16 protein-coding genes are annotated in these 16,572 nt (G+C 71.2%); 3 read left to right on the top strand and 13 right to left on the bottom strand.

Translation table 11 applies throughout. From position 1 onward, the window contains the following. Positions 1-316 precede the first annotated feature (316 nt). From ACGF2V_RS12150 to ACGF2V_RS12130, 5 genes are all read right to left on the bottom strand, one after another. Complete coding sequence (locus ACGF2V_RS12150) at positions 317-1,117, bottom strand: aldose 1-epimerase (protein WP_362707681.1); 801 nt, start codon at positions 1,115-1,117, stop codon at positions 317-319. 22 nt (positions 1,118-1,139) lie between these two features. Further along, a complete protein-coding gene (locus ACGF2V_RS12145) occupies positions 1,140-2,318 on the bottom strand; it encodes a hypothetical protein (protein WP_362629866.1) in 1,179 nt (392 codons plus the stop codon). Positions 2,319-2,604: 286 nt separating this feature from the next. Beyond that, the gene (locus ACGF2V_RS12140; RefSeq protein WP_362629833.1) at positions 2,605-4,203 is read right to left on the bottom strand and encodes a polyamine aminopropyltransferase; all 1,599 of its coding nucleotides are present in this window, start codon (positions 4,201-4,203) and stop codon (positions 2,605-2,607) included. 83 nt (positions 4,204-4,286) lie between these two features. Next, positions 4,287-4,811, bottom strand: a complete 525-nt coding sequence (locus tag ACGF2V_RS12135) for a DUF2617 family protein (protein WP_362629835.1) — start codon at positions 4,809-4,811, stop codon at positions 4,287-4,289. 582 nt (positions 4,812-5,393) lie between these two features. Continuing rightward, positions 5,394-5,660: a hypothetical protein gene (locus tag ACGF2V_RS12130; RefSeq protein ID WP_362629838.1), complete on the bottom strand. Its 267-nt coding sequence runs from the start codon at positions 5,658-5,660 to the stop codon at positions 5,394-5,396. Between the two features lie 185 nt (positions 5,661-5,845). On the opposite strand from ACGF2V_RS12130, the gene ACGF2V_RS12125 reads away from it, so the two are divergent. After that, positions 5,846-7,027 carry a pyridoxal phosphate-dependent aminotransferase gene (locus ACGF2V_RS12125; RefSeq protein WP_362629841.1) on the top strand — a complete coding sequence of 394 codons (1,182 nt, stop codon included), beginning with the start codon at positions 5,846-5,848 and terminating at the stop codon, positions 7,025-7,027. A 121-nt stretch (positions 7,028-7,148) separates the two neighbouring features. Here the strand turns inward: ACGF2V_RS12125 and ACGF2V_RS12120 are convergent, their stop codons facing one another. Together ACGF2V_RS12120 and clpB are read right to left on the bottom strand one after the other, a co-directional pair. Continuing rightward, a complete protein-coding gene (locus tag ACGF2V_RS12120) occupies positions 7,149-7,709 on the bottom strand; it encodes a YbjN domain-containing protein (protein WP_362629843.1) in 561 nt (186 codons plus the stop codon). A 260-nt stretch (positions 7,710-7,969) separates the two neighbouring features. Continuing rightward, on the bottom strand, positions 7,970-10,555 hold the full coding sequence (clpB, locus tag ACGF2V_RS12115; RefSeq protein ID WP_362707700.1) for an ATP-dependent chaperone ClpB: 2,586 nt from the start codon (positions 10,553-10,555) through the stop codon (positions 7,970-7,972). A gap of 337 nt (positions 10,556-10,892) precedes the next feature. Between clpB and ACGF2V_RS12110 the strand changes: the two genes are divergently transcribed. After that, on the top strand, positions 10,893-11,297 hold the full coding sequence (locus tag ACGF2V_RS12110) for a TIGR03618 family F420-dependent PPOX class oxidoreductase (RefSeq protein WP_362629846.1): 405 nt from the start codon (positions 10,893-10,895) through the stop codon (positions 11,295-11,297). Between the two features lie 231 nt (positions 11,298-11,528). Here the strand turns inward: ACGF2V_RS12110 and ACGF2V_RS12105 are convergent, their stop codons facing one another. Next, positions 11,529-11,849: a (2Fe-2S)-binding protein gene (locus ACGF2V_RS12105; RefSeq protein ID WP_351525674.1), complete on the bottom strand. Its 321-nt coding sequence runs from the start codon at positions 11,847-11,849 to the stop codon at positions 11,529-11,531. Next, positions 11,846-12,130, bottom strand: coding sequence for a hypothetical protein (locus ACGF2V_RS12100; RefSeq protein WP_362707685.1), 285 nt, complete (start codon positions 12,128-12,130; stop codon positions 11,846-11,848). Before ACGF2V_RS12100 ends, ACGF2V_RS12105 begins: the two co-directional genes overlap by 4 nt. A gap of 141 nt (positions 12,131-12,271) precedes the next feature. On the opposite strand from ACGF2V_RS12100, the gene ACGF2V_RS12095 reads away from it, so the two are divergent. Next, entirely contained in the window at positions 12,272-13,258 is a 987-nt protein-coding gene (locus ACGF2V_RS12095; RefSeq protein ID WP_362629852.1) for a helix-turn-helix transcriptional regulator, read from the top strand. A gap of 221 nt (positions 13,259-13,479) precedes the next feature. On the opposite strand, the gene ACGF2V_RS12090 is transcribed toward ACGF2V_RS12095, so the two are convergent. The 4 genes from ACGF2V_RS12090 to dnaJ all read right to left on the bottom strand — a co-directional run bounded on the left by ACGF2V_RS12090 (position 13,480) and on the right by dnaJ (position 16,468). Further along, the gene (locus ACGF2V_RS12090; RefSeq protein WP_362629855.1) at positions 13,480-13,614 is read right to left on the bottom strand and encodes a hypothetical protein; all 135 of its coding nucleotides are present in this window, start codon (positions 13,612-13,614) and stop codon (positions 13,480-13,482) included. 361 nt (positions 13,615-13,975) lie between these two features. After that, a complete protein-coding gene (locus tag ACGF2V_RS12085) occupies positions 13,976-14,479 on the bottom strand; it encodes a hypothetical protein (protein ID WP_362629858.1) in 504 nt (167 codons plus the stop codon). A 359-nt stretch (positions 14,480-14,838) separates the two neighbouring features. After that, a complete protein-coding gene (locus ACGF2V_RS12080) occupies positions 14,839-15,285 on the bottom strand; it encodes a heat shock protein transcriptional repressor HspR (protein WP_362629861.1) in 447 nt (148 codons plus the stop codon). 1 nt (position 15,286) lies between these two features. Beyond that, positions 15,287-16,468 carry a molecular chaperone DnaJ gene (gene dnaJ, locus ACGF2V_RS12075; RefSeq protein WP_362629864.1) on the bottom strand — a complete coding sequence of 394 codons (1,182 nt, stop codon included), beginning with the start codon at positions 16,466-16,468 and terminating at the stop codon, positions 15,287-15,289. Positions 16,469-16,572 lie beyond the last annotated feature (104 nt).

Below are 16,572 nucleotides of genomic sequence, written 5' to 3'. Positions count from 1 at the left end.
GATCCGAGCAGGGTGCGGGCAGGATCCGAGCCGAGTCCACGCAGGGTCGGGCTCCGGCCCTGGTGCCCGGCTCGCGCCCCCACCGGCCCGTCCCCACGTCGTACTCGTGTCCCGCCCGGCGCCGGATCCCACCCGGTGCCGGGCTCGTGCCCCCTGCCCCGGTGCCGGGTTCGCGAACCCGGCCGTCCCCGCGCCCGACTCGTGGCCCGCCCGGCCCATCCCAGTCCCGGACCTGCCTCCGTGGCGGCCCCGTCCGGGTTCCGGTCCCGGACCTGCCCCCTTGCCGGTCCCGTCCCGGTTCCGCTCCCGGCGTCGGTCAGAGCCTGCGCCAGCTCCAGGTCGTCCGGATCTCCAGCGGGTCGATCGGGGTGACGTACCGGGGCTCGGTGTTCAGCCCGTTCGGCGGGCCGGACTGCGGTTCCACACAGACGGCCTCCGGCTGTTCGTCGTAGATCACGACCCACTCGGCCCGGCTCTTCACGGTCAGCTCCAACTGCTCCGGCCAGGTGAGCGTCACGTCGACGCCGTCCGGCATCCCGAAACAGTCGTCCCAGGGTCCGGGCAGCGGCGGGAGGCGGCGGCCGGTCGGCAGGTGGTCCTCGCCCCGTTCCTCCTGCCAGGCCGCGTCGAAGGCCACCTGCACGTCCTTGCCCCCACCGCCGAGGTTGCGCAGGAACCAGGGGTGCCAGCCGGCCTGTGCCGGGAACGAGTTCTCGTACGTCTCGATGCCGAACGCGAGCACGAGTGAGTCCTCGGACAGCTCGAAGGTCTGGGTCACCCGGCCCGGATACGGCCAGGGGTCGACGAGGTCGTAGTAGAACGAGGCGTCCCGCTCGCCCACTCGGGCGGTGCGCCAGGCGGTGTCCCTGCCGGTCCCGTGGATGGCGTGCGGCGGGGCGTTCAGCGGCAACCGGTGCGGTACGTCGCCGTTGCGGAAGAGCCCGTACCCGGTGCGTCCGCACCACGGCACCATCGGAAAGCAGCCGTACCGCTCCCCCTGCCGCAGCAGTTCGGTGCCACCGATCCGGAGGCTGCCGATGCGGCAGCCGTTGGCGGGGTCCACGGTCAGTTCTGCGTCGCCGACGGACAGCCGGACGTCCTTCTCGCTGCTACTCACACGACCGACATTACTGGCGCGGCTACCTCCGTCGTCGCAACGCCCGGCCCACCACGACGGCCGACGCGAGCGCGAGCGCGGCGGCGGGGGCGACCCAACGGAGCGTGGCCCCCGCGGTCGTCGTATCGGGTGACGGCACAGGCGCGTACCTGCCGCGCGGCGGCGCGTGGTCGACCTCCTCGGCACTGCGGCCGATCATGGTGCGCCGGGCGTGCGCGGCCTCGACCGGAGGGCCGTCGGGGACGGTGAACTCCTCCTCCGGGTCGAGCGACGGCGGCGGCACGGGGGTGTCGAAGACGGAGCCAGTGCCCGAAGGCTTCTCGGCGGAGGACGCCTCATCCGGGGCGGCGTCGTGCGTGGGCGGCGTGTCGTCGTCGACGCCGTCGGTGTCGTCATCGCCGGTGCTATCGCCGGTGCTTCCGGGAGCGGCGGCGGGCCGGTCCGTCGCCGCGCCGGTCGTGTCGGCCTCCTCGGCCCCCTCCTCGATGGCCTGCTCGACCGCCTCACCCACGGTCCGCTCGGCCTCGTCGAGGGCCGCGTCGTCGATACCGCGAAGCGTCTCGCCCTCCGGGCCGGCCTTGGGACCAGTCATCGGGCGGACCTCCGCGCCGGCCGCCGGACCATCCGTGCCCTCGTCCACCGGGCCGCCCGCGGCGCCAGCCTGCGCGCCGTCGGCCGCCTCGCCGTCCCTCAGCGTCTCGTCCGTCAGCGTCTCCGTCACGAGCTGCTGCGTGAAGCGGTCCAGCAGGCGGACGGCGGCCGCGAGCGCCGCCGCCGGGTCCAGGTCCAGGATGCGGCCGTCCCCGGCCGCCGTACCCGCGAACCGGATCGCCGTACCGCCGTCCCGCTCGGTGAGCCCGATCGTCAGCCTCAGCTTCGCCGAACCGCCGCCCCGGGCCTCGACGCCCTCGCCCACCACCAGGACATCGCCCTGCCGCGGGCCTTCCGGCCTCTCCGGCCCCTTCGAGCCTTCCCGGCTCTCCGAGTCCGCCCCACCGCCGGGGCCACCCTGCGGTACGACGGTGAGCCGCAGCGCACCCCGGTACGTGATCGTGTGGCCGTCGACCCGGATCCTCAGCCGCCCCGAGAGCGGGTCGGCCGACGCGCCGACGTCCTGACGCAGCCCCGGCACGCAGCGCGCGACACGGGCGGAATCACTCAGCGTCCGCCGCAGAGAGGGGACCGAAACCGGAACGAACACCTCATGCTCCATGGAAACCGAGCCTACTCAGCCCCAGCCGTCACGTCAGCGGTTCCGCGTCGCGAGGACCCGGACACGCGATTCACCGACGCCCACCCCCGCCCTCACCGTCCCCTGCCGGCACTCACCACGGCTCCCTCACCGTCCCACTCTCCCCCTACCGACACCCGCCCTCAGCCCCCTCACCGTCACCCACCCACACCCACCACCGGCTCCCTCCCGCCATCCCCGCCCCGCTCCGTCCCCCGCTCCCTGTCCCTCTCCCCACCTTCTCCCCGTCCTCGGCTCACCGGTCCTCCCAGTACCGCGGGTGGACCAGTGTCGACGGCGACAGCCCGCGCAGCCGGGCATCCTCCGCGTCCCGTTCCGCGTGCTCCAGCGAGCGCCCGGTCAGCGACCGCAGCCTCGGTGCCGAGGACGCGAGCCGGAGCGCCGGGGCACGCTCCGCACCGGCGAGGACGAAGCCCCAGCCGTGCCCCGCCTGCGCCCGGTGCGTGGCGCGGTCGGGCCCGGCCGCGAAATCGGTGAGCCGGCCGCTGATCCGGTACGGGCGGGTGTGCAGGCCCGCCGCCCTCATCGACGCCTCCACCGTCCAGTACGTACGCGGCCGGGACACCGAGGGGCCGCCATGCACCACCACCCGGCCGCCCGGCGCCAGGACCTCGGCGACCAGCCCGTAGAACTCCGTCGAGTAGAGCTTGGTACTGGCCGAGATCCCCGGGTCGGGCAGGTCTGAGATCACCACGTCGTAGCGGTCGCGCGCGGTCCGCAGCCAGGTGAAGGCGTCCGCGTCGACGGCCGTCAGCCGGGCGTCTCGGTAGGCGTGACGGTTCAGCGCCGAAAGGGCCCGGTCGGTACGGGCCAGCCGGGTGAGACCGGGGTCGAGCTCGACGACGGTGACGCCCCGCACGTCCGGATAGCGCAGCACCTCCCGGGCGGCGAGCCCGTCGCCCCCGCCCAGGATCAGGACGCGGGCATGCGGCCCATCCATCGCCGGGTGCACCAGGGCCTCGTGGTAGCGGTACTCGTCGCGCGCGCTCACCCGCAGCCGCCCGTCCAGGTAAAGGTCCAGGGAGCCGCGCCCCGTCCCCGTCAGCACGACCTCCTGCAGCCCGGTCTGCACCGCGACCCGCACCCCGTCCCCGTACACCGCGCGCCGCGCCGACCGTTCGAACTCGTCGACCAGCGCCGTGGCGACGGCCAGGAGGGCGATCACGGCTACGTTGACGAGGATCAGCAGCCACCGGGAACGCGGGGTGAGATCCCGCCGGAACACCCACAGCACCAGCGCCCCGCCCGCCGCCGCGTTGACCGCGCCGGTGAACAATGCGCCGCTGAGCTGCCCGAGCATCGGCAGCAACAGGAAGGGGAACGCCAGCCCGCCGACCAGCGCGCCCACGTAATCGGCGGCGAACAGATCCGCGACGGTGCCCCCGGCGTCCTGCCGGTCGACGCGTTGGATCAACGTCATCAGCAACGGGATCTCCGCACCGATGAGGATCCCGATCGTGAGCGAGAACCCCACCAGGGCGTACCGCGACTCCCCGAACCACGCGAACGTCGCGTACAGCGCCACCGCCGACGAGCCCCCGACGAGTGCGAGCACCGCCTCGATCAGCCCGAAGCCGACCGCCGCCCGACTGCGCAAACGTTTCGCGAGAAGCGAGCCGACGCCCATCGCGAACACCATCACGGAGAGCACGACGGACGCCTGGGTGACGGAGTCGCCGATCAAGTACGAGGCGAGCGCGACCAGTTCGAGCTCGTACACCAGGCCGCAGGCGGCACAGACGAAGACGGCGGACAGCACGAACCAGCGGCCGGTCCTCGGCCGTACGGAAAGATGTGCCGCGCCCCCTCGCAGCGGAACCTGCTGGTCGATCACGGTGCGAACGCTACGTTACGAGAAGGTGGCTTTGGGTCACCCGCAAGGGTGTAAGCGGCGTATTCCAAAGGAGTCGGGGCGATTCAGAGCGTCGCCGCCGCGGGCGTCCGCACTCCCACGCGCGTGCGCGTCACCACCAACTGCCCTTCCTGCGGGTACGCGTGCCAGGTCCGCCACCGCACCTGTTCCCCGGTCCGTTGGGCGAGCATCGCCGTGAAGGCGTGTGGGCTGCCGGGGAAGGTCCCGGCGAGACCGTGCGGGTGATCGGCCACCAGCGCGAGGAGTTCCTGCGCGCGCCCCGCGAACGAATCCGCCGAGAGCGTCTCCACGCGCGCCGCGAATTCGTACTCCCACTCGCCGAGCCGCTTGGCGACACCGAGCGGCAACGGCGTGCTGCTGCCGGGAATACACGCGACGGTTTCGGAACAACTGCCGTGCTCCTCCTCCAGGAGCACCTGGTGGGAGGCGCCGAGCAGGCGCAGTTGCAGTCGGGCTCCCGCGAGATCGAGGTCGAGCACGGCCAGGGCGGGGAGCGGTTCGCGCCCCAGCGCCCAGGCCAAGTCGGCGGCACGGGTGTCGGAGTAGGCAGTCTGGAGGGTCGTGAGCATGAGTCGGCTCCGCAAGAAAGCGTGGACACATGGACAGGGGACGCCTCCGACGCGATGCACGTGGGAGGTTTGGAAGCGCCCGATCAGGTCCAACTCGGGTCCGAGGGCTGGATGTTCTGCCCATCGAGGGAATCACGAAGCAAGCCGCATCCACAGCGTTTTTGCCCAACTTGCCGCGGTTTCCATCCGCCCGGGGGCCCCTCGGTTCATCTGTTCACCCGATAACTTGAGGAAGCCCCAACAAAACGGTGCCCGGCGGGATTTCAACCGCCGGGCACCTTCCGTACACCGATCCCCGAAACGGGGCACGAGGCCCTGCACGGACGCTGATCAGCCGTTCCGGGCCGATTGCCCGCACCCAACCACCCGGCACGGACAGCGCCGTTACGACGCATCCACAGCCACGGCCCATGCGTTGAGCGCTTTTTCACGTCTCACCACGACAACTTCCCTACGTCGAGCGACGCATGTCGTCCACGTCGTGTCCACCGACGCTCGTCGACTGTCGTGCGCGGTCCGCGCCGTATCGGCCACCCCGCATCGACCGCTCGGGTTCGTCCACGGTGTGCGCTCCACGCCGTATCAGTCGCCGCCACCACCGCCGCAGCCGCCGCCACCGCCGCCGCACGAGGAGTGGCCGCCCCCGCACGAGTGGCCCCCGGAGTGACTGCCCGAGTCGCCGTCACCCGCCCACCAGCCGCCGCCACCGCCGTCACTGCCACCGCTGTCCCCACTGCCCCGACGTCCGCCCCGGCCACGAGCCTTCTGCCGGTTGCCCGCCTTCATCAGGAGCGAGACGATCAGTCCGATCACGGCGACCGCTATCACCACTCCGACGAATATCTTCATCGACCTCACATCCTTCCGTTCCCCCGAAGCGAGGTCCCCCGCTTCCTGGCGCGCCGTCGCGCCGGGTACATCGTCGTACCGGTCGACGCCCATCATCACGCCGTTCTCGTACGGAGGATGCCCCGCCCCCCGTACGCCGAAATCAGACTTGAGCAACTCCAGAGCTTGCGCGCAGGATGGCGGCCATGACTCAGGGACGACCGCTGCTCAACCGCCGCCTCGAAGAGTTCGGCACGACGATCTTCGCGGAGATGTCGGCGCTTGCCGTACGGACCGGCTCCATCAACCTCGGTCAGGGCTTCCCCGACACCGACGGCCCGGAGGAGATCAGGGAGGCCGCGGTACGTGCCCTGCGCGCCGGGCACGGCAACCAGTACCCGCCGGGCCCGGGCATCCCCGAACTGCGCGCCGCGATCGCCGACCACCAGGGACACCGCTACGGGCTCGACCTCGACCCCGACACCGAGGTCCTCGTCACCGCGGGCGCCACCGAGGCCATCGCCGCGTCGCTCCTGGCGCTGCTGGAACCCGGCGACGAGGTCATCGCCCTGGAGCCGTACTACGACTCGTACGCGGCGTGCATCGCCATGGCGGGCGGCGTCCGCGTCCCCGTCACCCTCCACCCCGACGCGGCCACCGGTGCCTACCGCCTCGACCTCGACGAGCTGCGCGCCGCCGTCACCCCCCGCACCCGGCTGATCCTGCTGAACACCCCGCACAACCCCACCGGCACCGTCCTCACCCGCGAGGAACTCGGCGCGATCGCCGCACTGGCCTGCGAACGGGACCTCCTCGTCGTCACCGACGAGGTCTACGAGCACCTGGTCTTCGAGGGCGAGCACGTCCCGCTCGCCACCTTCCCGGGGATGAGCGAGCGCACCGTCACCATCGGGTCGGCCGGCAAGACGTACTCCTTCACCGGCTGGAAGGTCGGCTGGGTCACCGCGAGCCCCGGGCTGGTGGCAGCCGTCCGCTCGTCGAAGCAGTTCCTCACCTATGTGTCCGCGGGCCCGCTCCAATACGCGGTCGCCGAGGCGCTGCGCCTGCCCGACAGCTACCACGACGAGCTGCGCGCCGACCTGCGGGCCAAACGGGACCTGCTGAGCGGCGGGCTCGCCGAGGCCGGTTTCGAGGTCTACCGCCCGGCCGGGACGTACTTCGTCACCACCGACATCCGCCCCCTCGGCGAGAGCGACGGCTTCGCCTTCTGCCGGGCGCTGCCCGAGCGGTGCGGAGTCGTCGCCATTCCGAACGCGGTCTTCTACGACCACCGCGAGCAGGGCGCGCCGTTCGTGAGGTTCGCCTTCTGCAAGCGGACGGAAGTCCTGCACGAAGCGGTGGACCGCCTCAAGCGGCTGGCGTCCTGAGAACGAGCCGGACGAACGCGGCCCGGCCCGGGGCAGTGGTCGTGAGGACCACCGCCCCGGGCCGGGCCGTCGTTCCCGTGCGGACGTGCGCGGGGCGGGCGGAGCAGACCGCCCGGGCCGCTCAGGCGTCCGGAGCGGACGGACCCGAGCCGTCCGGATTCTCCTCGGCCGACGCCAGACCAAGACGCTCCTGGAGCCACTTGTCGAACTCGATCGAGGCGCGCACCCAGCTGACCACCGAGGAGACGAAGTGCTCCAGGCTGACGCCCGTGCCGATGAGCATCTGGGCCTCGCCGATCAGGCGGACCGAGACGTCGGTGTCCTCGGAACCCTCCTCGGGCTCGTGGGTGTGCGTGTACACCTTCGGCCACAGGGTGCGGCGGTTCCAGTCGTCGATCGCGTCGAGGAGGACCGGGCGCAGGTCCGCGGCGTGCGGGCGGTCGTAGAACGTACGGACCGAGAAGACCTGCTGCTCGGCCTCGCCGCGGAACATGAAGTAGGTGCGGAACTCCTCCCACGGCGCGGCGAGGTCGCCCTCGTCGTCCACGACGTACTTCAGTTCCATCTGGTCCAGGAGCTGCTTGACGAGGTCCTGGTCAGGGACGACGGGGCCCTCCGGTCCTGCGGCCTGCGGTTCGGGCTGGCCCCCGAAATTAGGAATCGAGGACGGATCGATGCTCACCGTGGTTTTCCCTTCGTGCGGTTGCCGACATCCTCTCCCATGGCGGGCGGGGGATGGCAAGCCCCGACAGGCCCGATCCGCCACGAGCTGACAAGCAGCCCGTGCGGGCCGGGCCCGCCGGGGCCCGTAGGAGGTTCGGAAGGGCTCGGAACCGGCACTGACACGGCGCCGGGGCGGTGACGTCCCGGCGCCGGGAGCGTTGCGACGCGAAGCCGTGTGGGTGACGACGCCACGCCCGGCGCGTCACGGCGCGGACGGCGCTACGACGCGGCGCCGACGAACAGGCCGTCCCCGGTCCGGTCCACCTGGACCGTGTCCCCGTCCCTGACCTCGCCCGCGAGGATCTCCTTGGCGAGCCGGTCCCCGATCGCCGTCTGGATGAGGCGGCGCAGCGGCCGGGCCCCGTACGCCGGGTCGTTGCCCTCCTCGGCCAGCCAGGCCAGGGCCTCCGGCGTGACGTCGAGGGTGAGCCGACGGTCGGCCAGCCGCTTCGCGAGCCGGTCGATCTGGAGCTTCGCGATGTGCGAGAGTTCGTCGCCGGTCAGCGCGGAGAAGACCACCAGGTCGTCCAGCCGGTTCAGGAACTCCGGCTTGAACGAGGCCCGTACGACCTCCAGGACCTGCTCCTTCTTCACCTCGGGCTCGGTCAGCGGGTCCATCAGGAACTGGCTGCCCAGGTTCGAGGTCAGGATCAGGATGGTGTTGCGGAAGTCCACCGTCCGGCCCTGGCCGTCGGTGAGCCGGCCGTCGTCGAGGACCTGGAGCAGGATGTCGAAGACCTCGGGGTGGGCCTTCTCCACCTCGTCCAGCAGGACCACGCTGTACGGGCGACGGCGCACCGCCTCCGTGAGCTGCCCGCCCTCCTCGTAGCCGACGTATCCGGGCGGGGCGCCGACGAGCCGCGCCACGCTGTGCTTCTCGCCGTACTCGCTCATGTCGATCCGGACCATCGCCCGCTCGTCGTCGAACAGGAAGTCGGCGAGCGCCTTCGCCAGCTCCGTCTTGCCGACCCCGGTCGGGCCGAGGAAGAGGAACGATCCGGTGGGCCGGTCGGGGTCCGCGATCCCGGCACGGGTACGCCGTACCGCGTCCGACACCGCCCGCACGGCCTGGGTCTGGCCGATGAGGCGCTTGCCGAGCTCGTCCTCCATGCGCAGCAGCTTCTGGGTCTCGCCCTCCAGCAGGCGCCCGGCCGGGATGCCGGTCCAGGAGCCGACGACGTCCGCGATGTCGTCCGGGCCGACCTCCTCCTTCACCATCGTGTCCTTGGCGGCCTCCTGCTCGGCCTCGGTCGCCTCCGCCAACTCCCGCTCCAGGCCCGGGATCTCCCCGTACAGCAGCTTGGATGCGGTGTCGAAGTCGCCGTCGCGCTGGGCGCGTTCGGCCTGGCCGTGCAGTTCGTCGAGGCGCTCCTTCAGCTCACCGACGCGGTTGAGGCCCTGCTTCTCCTTCTCCCAACGGGCGTTGAGACCGCGCAGCTCCTCCTCCTTGTCCGCGAGATCGCGACGGAGCTTCTCCAGACGCTCCTTGGAGGCGGCGTCGGACTCGTTCCTGAGCGCCAGCTCCTCCATGTGCAGGCGGTCGACGGCACGCTGGAGCTCGTCGATCTCGACGGGCGAGGAGTCGATCTCCATGCGGAGCCGGGACGCCGCCTCGTCGACCAGGTCGATGGCCTTGTCGGGGAGGAAGCGGGAGGTGATGTAGCGGTCGGACAGCGTCGCGGCGGCCACCAGCGCGGAGTCCGCGATGGAGACCTTGTGGTGGGCCTCGTACCGGCCCTTGAGACCGCGCAGGATCGCGATGGTGTCCTCCACGCTGGGCTCCGCCACCAGCACCTGCTGGAAGCGCCGCTCCAGGGCGGGGTCCTTCTCGATCCGCTCGCGGTACTCGTCGAGCGTCGTGGCGCCGACCATGCGCAGCTCGCCGCGCGCCAGCATCGGCTTCAGCATGTTGCCGGCGTCCATGGCGGAGTCGCCGCCCGCGCCCGCGCCGACGACGGTGTGCAGCTCGTCGATGAACGTGATGATCTGCCCGTCGCTCTCCCTGATCTCGGAAAGGACGGTCTTCAGCCGCTCCTCGAACTCGCCGCGGTACTTCGCGCCCGCGACCATCGCGCCGAGGTCCAGCGAGACGAGCCGCTTGTTCCTCAGGGACTCGGGGACATCGCCCTTGACGATGCGCTGCGCGAGCCCTTCCACGACGGCCGTCTTGCCGACGCCGGGTTCACCGATGAGCACCGGGTTGTTCTTGGTACGGCGTGACAGGACCTGGACGACGCGCCGGATCTCCTGGTCGCGCCCGATGACCGGGTCGAGCTTGCCCTCGCGCGCGGCGGCCGTGAAGTCCGTGCCGAACTTCTCCAGAGCCTTGTACTGACCCTCCGGGTCGGGTGTGGTCACCCGGCGTCCTCCCCTGCTCTCCTCGAACGCGTCCAGCAGTCTCTTCGCACTTGCCCCCTGCCCGGAGAGGATCTCACCCGCCCGGCCGCCCTTCGCCGCGACGCCGATCAGCAGGTGCTCGGTGGAGACGTAGTCGTCGCCGAGGTCCTTCGCGCGCCGCGCGGCGTCGGCGATGACGGCCAGCAGCTCACGGTTGGGCTGCGGCGGGGCGACGGTCGAGCCGGTGACACTGGGCTGCGCGCCCAGGAGCCGTTCCGTCTCGGTGCGCACCACGATCTGGTCGGCCTCCACGGCGGCGAGCAGATCGGTGATGTTCTCGTTGTCCTCCCCCGCGAGCAGCGCGAGCAGCAGATGCCCGGGGGTCAGATCGGGGTGACCGTCCTTCACGGCCCTGCTGGTGGCCGCGTTGAGGGCGTCCCGGCTCTTGTTGGTCAGCTCGGCGTCCACGTGCGTCATCTCCTCCTTGCGGTGGCTGCTCTCTCCACACACTGACTTAGTCAACGTCTACTAAGTTGAGTCTATTCCACTCAACCCGATTTTCGGACACCCACCGCCGTGCCGGGGCCCTCCCCGCCGGGCCGGGACGGATCACCACCGGGCCACGCCCCGTCCCTCGCTGCGCGCGCCTCGCCGTACGGTGGCGGGTCCCCTCCCTACGCGCCTCGCCGTACGGTGGCGCGCCGACCGATCGGCCAGGGCCGGGCCCGGCGCGCCGTTCCGAGTGAACCGGCCGGACGGGACCACCGCCGCCGCCGGCCAGGAAGGCCCTGCCTACGCTGTGCACATGGCAGTCGACGTGACGAACCCGAGCTCCGAGTACCTCGCGTTCTGGCGCGAGCACCACCTGTGCACCCTGACCACCCCCCGCCCCGACGGCACGCCGCACGTGGTGCCGGTGGGCGTGACGTACGACCCCGCGGCCGGGCTCGCCCGCGTCATCAGCGACAAGAGCACCCGGAAGGTGGCCAACGTCCTGGCGGCGGGCCCGGCCGGCGCCCGGGTGGCGGTCTGCCAGGTCGATCGGCGCCGCTGGGCGACGCTGGAGGGGCGCGCGCGGGTGCGTACCGATCAGGAGGCGGTCGCCGAAGCCGTGCGCCGCTACGCGGAACGCTACGGGCGCACGCCGGCGCCCAACCCGAACCGCGTCGTCATCGAGATCACCCTGGACCGGGCGCTCGGCAAGGCATGAGACCCGGCGGGGATCGAATCCCTGCGGGGCATGAGACCCGTGCTCGGCTCGGCACGGCACGGCACGGCTCGGCACGGCACGGCACGGCACGGCACGGCACGGCACGGCACGGCACGGCACGGCACGGCACGGCACGGCACGGCAAAAGCACAACGGCGCCATCGTGTTCAGGTCACGATGGCGCCGTTGTGTGGGGGAGTGACTGAGCGACGTGTAACGACGGGGGATCGCTCAGGCACTGCGGGGGGTGGCCGAAATGGTCTCTGGTTGGAACAGTTGGTGGTCCCGCCGGTCGAGATTGACGAAGATCATGTCGTACCGGATCGCGCAGCGGACGGGCTGCGGTGCTCCGCGCGGCTTGCGCAGGCAACGGTACGCACGCACTTCGTCGTCTTCTTCGCGCGCGACAACGATGGGGTCGCCGAACAGAGTGACCATCAGCGAGTCGCCACGGCGGGGGAGGGCTGTGACGAGATCGATGAAATGCCAGCCTGATCGGTAGGCCGTGGCCATTTCCCGCCGGAAGGTCCGGTCGTCCGGCGGAATGGTCATGCGCCCGGGTGGTCCGGCGTGGACCAGGCGATGTCACCGGGCGCGGACGCCGCCTGGACACCCCATGCGATGTCGCCCTGGGCGGTGGCCGGGGCGACCCAAGCGATGTCACCAGGGGCCGCGGCCTGAATGGACCAGGCGATGTCACCCGACGCCTGGGTGGACCACGCAATGTCACCCGGCGAGGATGCCGCCTCGCTGTTCCATGCGATGTCGCTGCCGCTCACCGCCCCGAGTCCCAGGGCCGCGGCGAACGAGACGGCAAGCGCCGAGCGAAGCATTCGCTTATACATAGTCGGCTTCGTCCTCACTTGTGGATTCTTCTCCCCCGCACCTAAGACGATGTCCCACCTGGGCACACGAACACCACCGGGTCGATGCATCATGTTCCTGCATGTTCATGAACCTGGGGGGTGGAGAATATGGTCACAAGCGACACAAAGCCGACACATCCTCATGGGATCACCGAACTCTGCGAGCCAGGGGTGCGGCTTTACGCGAGTGCTTTGCGGTCGGGACGTATCGCGAGGAGCGAAGTGGAACCGGCCCCCTGCCTCATGGACTTCGCCCTGCTGCACCCCGACCCCGACGACGCCGACTGGTTGCGCCCCGTACCGCCGTCCGCCGTACTGGCGAAACACCTGCACCCCATCGAACGCGAAATCCAGGAGCGCCGACAGCATTCGGTCCTGCTCACCGAGTCCTTCGAGCCGTTCATGGACATCAGCGCCCAGGATCCGCCGACCACTCACGCCATCACCGTGCTGGAGGGGGTCAACCGGATCAACGCGGCGCTGGACCTCGCCACAGCGGAGTGCCGTTCGGAAGTCCTCACCGTCCAGCCGGGTGGCGGACGCAGCGAGGATCGCCTCAGCGAAGCCCTGGAACGCGGTCTTTCCGTGGTGGATCGCGGTGTCAGCATCCGCACCCTCTACCAGCACACCGTACGGCACAGCCCCGGCACCCTGGCCTACGCCGAGCGCATGGCCGACGACAACGTGGAGATCCGTACCCTCGAAGAACTCATCGAACGGCTCATCGTCTTCGACCGCACCGTGGCGTTCATCCCCGCCCAGGACGACCGCCAAGTCGCCCTGGAACTGCGCCATCCCGGGCTCGTCGAGTATCTGGTCAAGGTGTTCGAGCAGCTCTGGACCCGCGCGGCGCCGCTCCTCGAAGAGGTCAAGTACGACCCGACTCCCGAGGGAATCAGCGGCGTTCAGCGGTCCATCGCCCAACTCCTCGTGGAGGGTCATGTCGACGACTCCATCGCCCGCCGGCTCGGCATGAACGTCCGCACCTGCCGCGCACACGTCGCCAAGCTGTCCGCCGTCCTCGGCAGCAACAGCCGCGCCCAGCTCGGCTATCTGATCGCACGCTCGGGGATTCTGGAACAGGCGCCGGACTGACGGGGTCGCAATCGCGAAACACCGGAGCACCGCCCGGCGCAGCCCCCGGGCCACGCACAACCCGTTCCCGCCCCCGCTCGTCCAACTCCTCGCGCGCACGACCGCGTACGTGACCTACGCATATGCGCGTACACGTGCGTAGACGCGTGACGCGTCACGCTACGCGTACCGCACCGTGCTGCACCGCACCACACCACAAGGAGAGTGAGCTCGCGCTCGGCTCAGCGGCGCCCGCCGGTGCCGACGAACCGGAGACGGACCAGCTCTGGATCGCGGCGCCGTACGACCTCGTTCTGCCGGCCGCGGACGCCGACGGAACGGTGACCGGCAAGACCGTCGATGTGCGGCTCGGGCACGACAACACGCACAACTCCGTGACCGGTGGGCGCCTCACGGTCGACGCCTCCCAACTCGCGGGAGTGGCCGAGATCAGCCGGCCCTCGACCTGCTCACCGGCCACCGACACCCTCACCGCAACCTGCGGCTTCGGGTCCCTGGACGGCTCCCCGTACGTCTCCGTCGCCCGGATAGGCGTGCGCGCCGCGGCCGGTGCGCCCGCCGACGCCAGCCTCGTCGAGGGCGGCGCGAAGGGCTCGGGCGCCACGTTCAAACGACGACCCCGAACTGCGGATCTCGGCCTTCGACCCGCAGCTTTCCAACAACACGGCCGGGTTCACGATCACCGGCAACTGACCGACCGCGGGCACCACGACCGGCTCACGCCGTACGCGGCGTGCCTCCCCACTCCGCCAGCAGCTTCTGCCGCTCCGCCCGCCCGGGCGTTCCGCCCTGCCACGAACGGCCCCAGGCGAGCAGGGCGGCGGGGGTGGCGCGCCCGTCCACGTACGCGTCGAGCAGGTTCTGCGACAACCGGAACTCGGCGGAACCGTAGGAGGTGGTGGGCGCGTACGCGGTCAATTCCACTTCCTCGTCGACGGCTTCGAGGCGTACGAACATGGCCGGGCCGTCGTCGAACCCCCCGAAGGCGACGGTGCTCACGGAGTCCAGCAGGATCCCGGCCACCCGTCCCGGCGAGGACCGTACGGGGGCTCCGACCACCGTCGCTCGCCGGATGTCGCGCCACGCCCAGGTGCCGCGCTGGTCCTCCCCGAGCCCTGTCAGGCCCTCCTCGGTGAGCAGCACGCCGGGACCGGGCTCGTTCGGCGGGGCGCCGATGTGGGCCGACGTTCCGGTGATCCAGAAAAGACCGACCATGGACATGTGCGGTGACTCCCAACTGTGCCGCCGGGCGACCAGCCCGGCCGTGACGTGCGGTGCGGTGCGGTGCGGTGCGGTGCGGCGAGAACGCGCGGGACGGTGACGACCCCGCCCCGCTCCCCGTTCCCCGCTCTCACGAGGCAGGACGCGGTCGAACAGGGGTGGGTTTCGTCCGCGTCCACAACCAGGTCCACGGCGCCGCTCACGCGGGCAGGTGCACCCGGTGAGGCTCCAGCGGCACGCCGCGGAGGAACGGGTCGTGCCGCAGACCACTGGAGCCCACCACAAAGCGCCGGACGCACAGCAGCGTCCACGTACGCCCACGTGGGCTAGGGGCCAACGCTGCGAGCGTGCCCGTCGCCTCAGTCCTTGGGCCGCTTGGGCCGCCAGACCACCAACGCACTGGCCTGCTGCACATCCTGATACGGAACCAGGTCGCGCCGGTACGAGGCGTGCACCTGGGCCTCGCGCTGCCGCATCGCCGCCGCCGCGCCGTCGACCGCCGCCGTGAGCTCGGCGACGCGCTGCTGGAGAGCGGCGACCTGGTTCTCCAGCTCGATGATGCGCTTGATGCCGGCGAGGTTGATGCCCTCGTCCTGCGACAGCTGCTGAACCGTGCGCAGCAGCTCGATGTCGCGGGCCGAGTAGCGCCTGCCGCGCCCGGCCGTGCGGTCGGGCGAGACCAGCCCCAGGCGGTCGTACTGGCGAAGTGTCTGCGGATGGAGGCCCGAGAGCTGGGCCGCGATCGAGATCACGTACACCGGTGTCTCATCGGTCAGTTCGTACGGATTACGTCGTCGGCCGTCCACCTCAAGCTCCCTTCGCCGCCTGGAACAGCTCCGCCCGCGGATCGCTGCCCGCGGTCGCCTTCCGGTATGCCTCCAACGCTTCCCTGGCCTCGGCGTTGAGGTCCTCGGGCACCTTCACCTCGACGGTGACCAGCAGGTCGCCCCGGGTGCCGTCCTTGCGGACCGCGCCCTTGCCGCGGGCGCGCATCGTGCGCCCGTTGGGGGTGCCGGCCGGCAGTTTCAGGGTGACCGGCGGGCCGCCGAGCGTGGGCACCTTCACGTCGCCGCCGAGCGCCGCCTCCGTGAAGTCGACGGGCACGGTGACCGTGAGGTTGTCGCCCTTGCGACCGAAGACGGGGTGCGCGTCGGCATGGACCACGACGTACAGGTCGCCGGCCGGTCCGCCGCGCTCGCCGGGACCGCCCTTGCCGCGCAACCGGATCCGCTGGCCGTCCGAGACGCCCGCCGGGATCCTGACCTGCATGGTCCGGGCCGACTTCGCCCGGCCGCTGCCCTTGCAGACGTCACAGGGGTCCTGGGCGATGAGGCCCCGGCCCTTGCAGTCGACGCAGGGATCGGTGAGCGAGAAACCGCCGCCGGTGCCGCGCGACACCTGGCCGGTGCCGAGACAGGTCGGACAGACCCTGGGGGTGCCGTTCTTGTCACCGGTGCCGGAGCACGCCTTGCAGGGCGCCTGGCTGGACATCCGCAACGGGACCGTGGCCCCCTCGACCGCCTCGGTGAAGCTGAGCGTCACCTCGGACTCGATGTCCTGGCCGCGGCGCGGCTGCGTCCGCGTACCCGCACCGCCCCGGTTGAACAGACCGCCGAAGACGTCGCCCAGACCGCCGCCGAATCCGCCCGCGCCGCCGCCCGGACCCTGGCCCTGGGCCCCTCCGAAGAGGTCGCTCAGGTCGAAGTTGAAGTTGCCCCCGGCGCCTCCCGGCCCGGCCCGGAACCCGCCGTTGCCGAAGAGGGCGCGCGCCTCGTCGTACTCCTTGCGCTTCTTGGCGTCACCGAGGATGTCGTTCGCCTCGGAGATCTCCTTGAAGCGTTCCTCCGCCCTGTCGTCGCCCTTGTTGGCGTCCGGGTGGAACTCGCGGGCGAGCTTCCGGTACGCCTTCTTGATCTCGGCGTCGGTGGCGTCCTTGGGGACGCCGAGGACCTTGTAGTAGTCCTTCTCGACGAAGTCCTTCGTGCTCATCGACGTCCCTCCTTCCGGACGATCGGGCGGGGGGGGGGGGGGGGGGGGGGGGGGGGGGGGGGGGCGGGGGGGGCGGGGGGGGGGGGGGGGGGGGGGGGGGGGCG

This window comes from Streptomyces sp. NPDC047982, assembly GCF_043204165.1.
In the GTDB taxonomy this organism is placed as follows: Bacteria; Actinomycetota; Actinomycetes; order Streptomycetales; family Streptomycetaceae; genus Streptomyces.
Note: the sequence above shows the minus strand (reverse complement) of the source record. Positions and strands in the feature narration are given on the sequence as shown.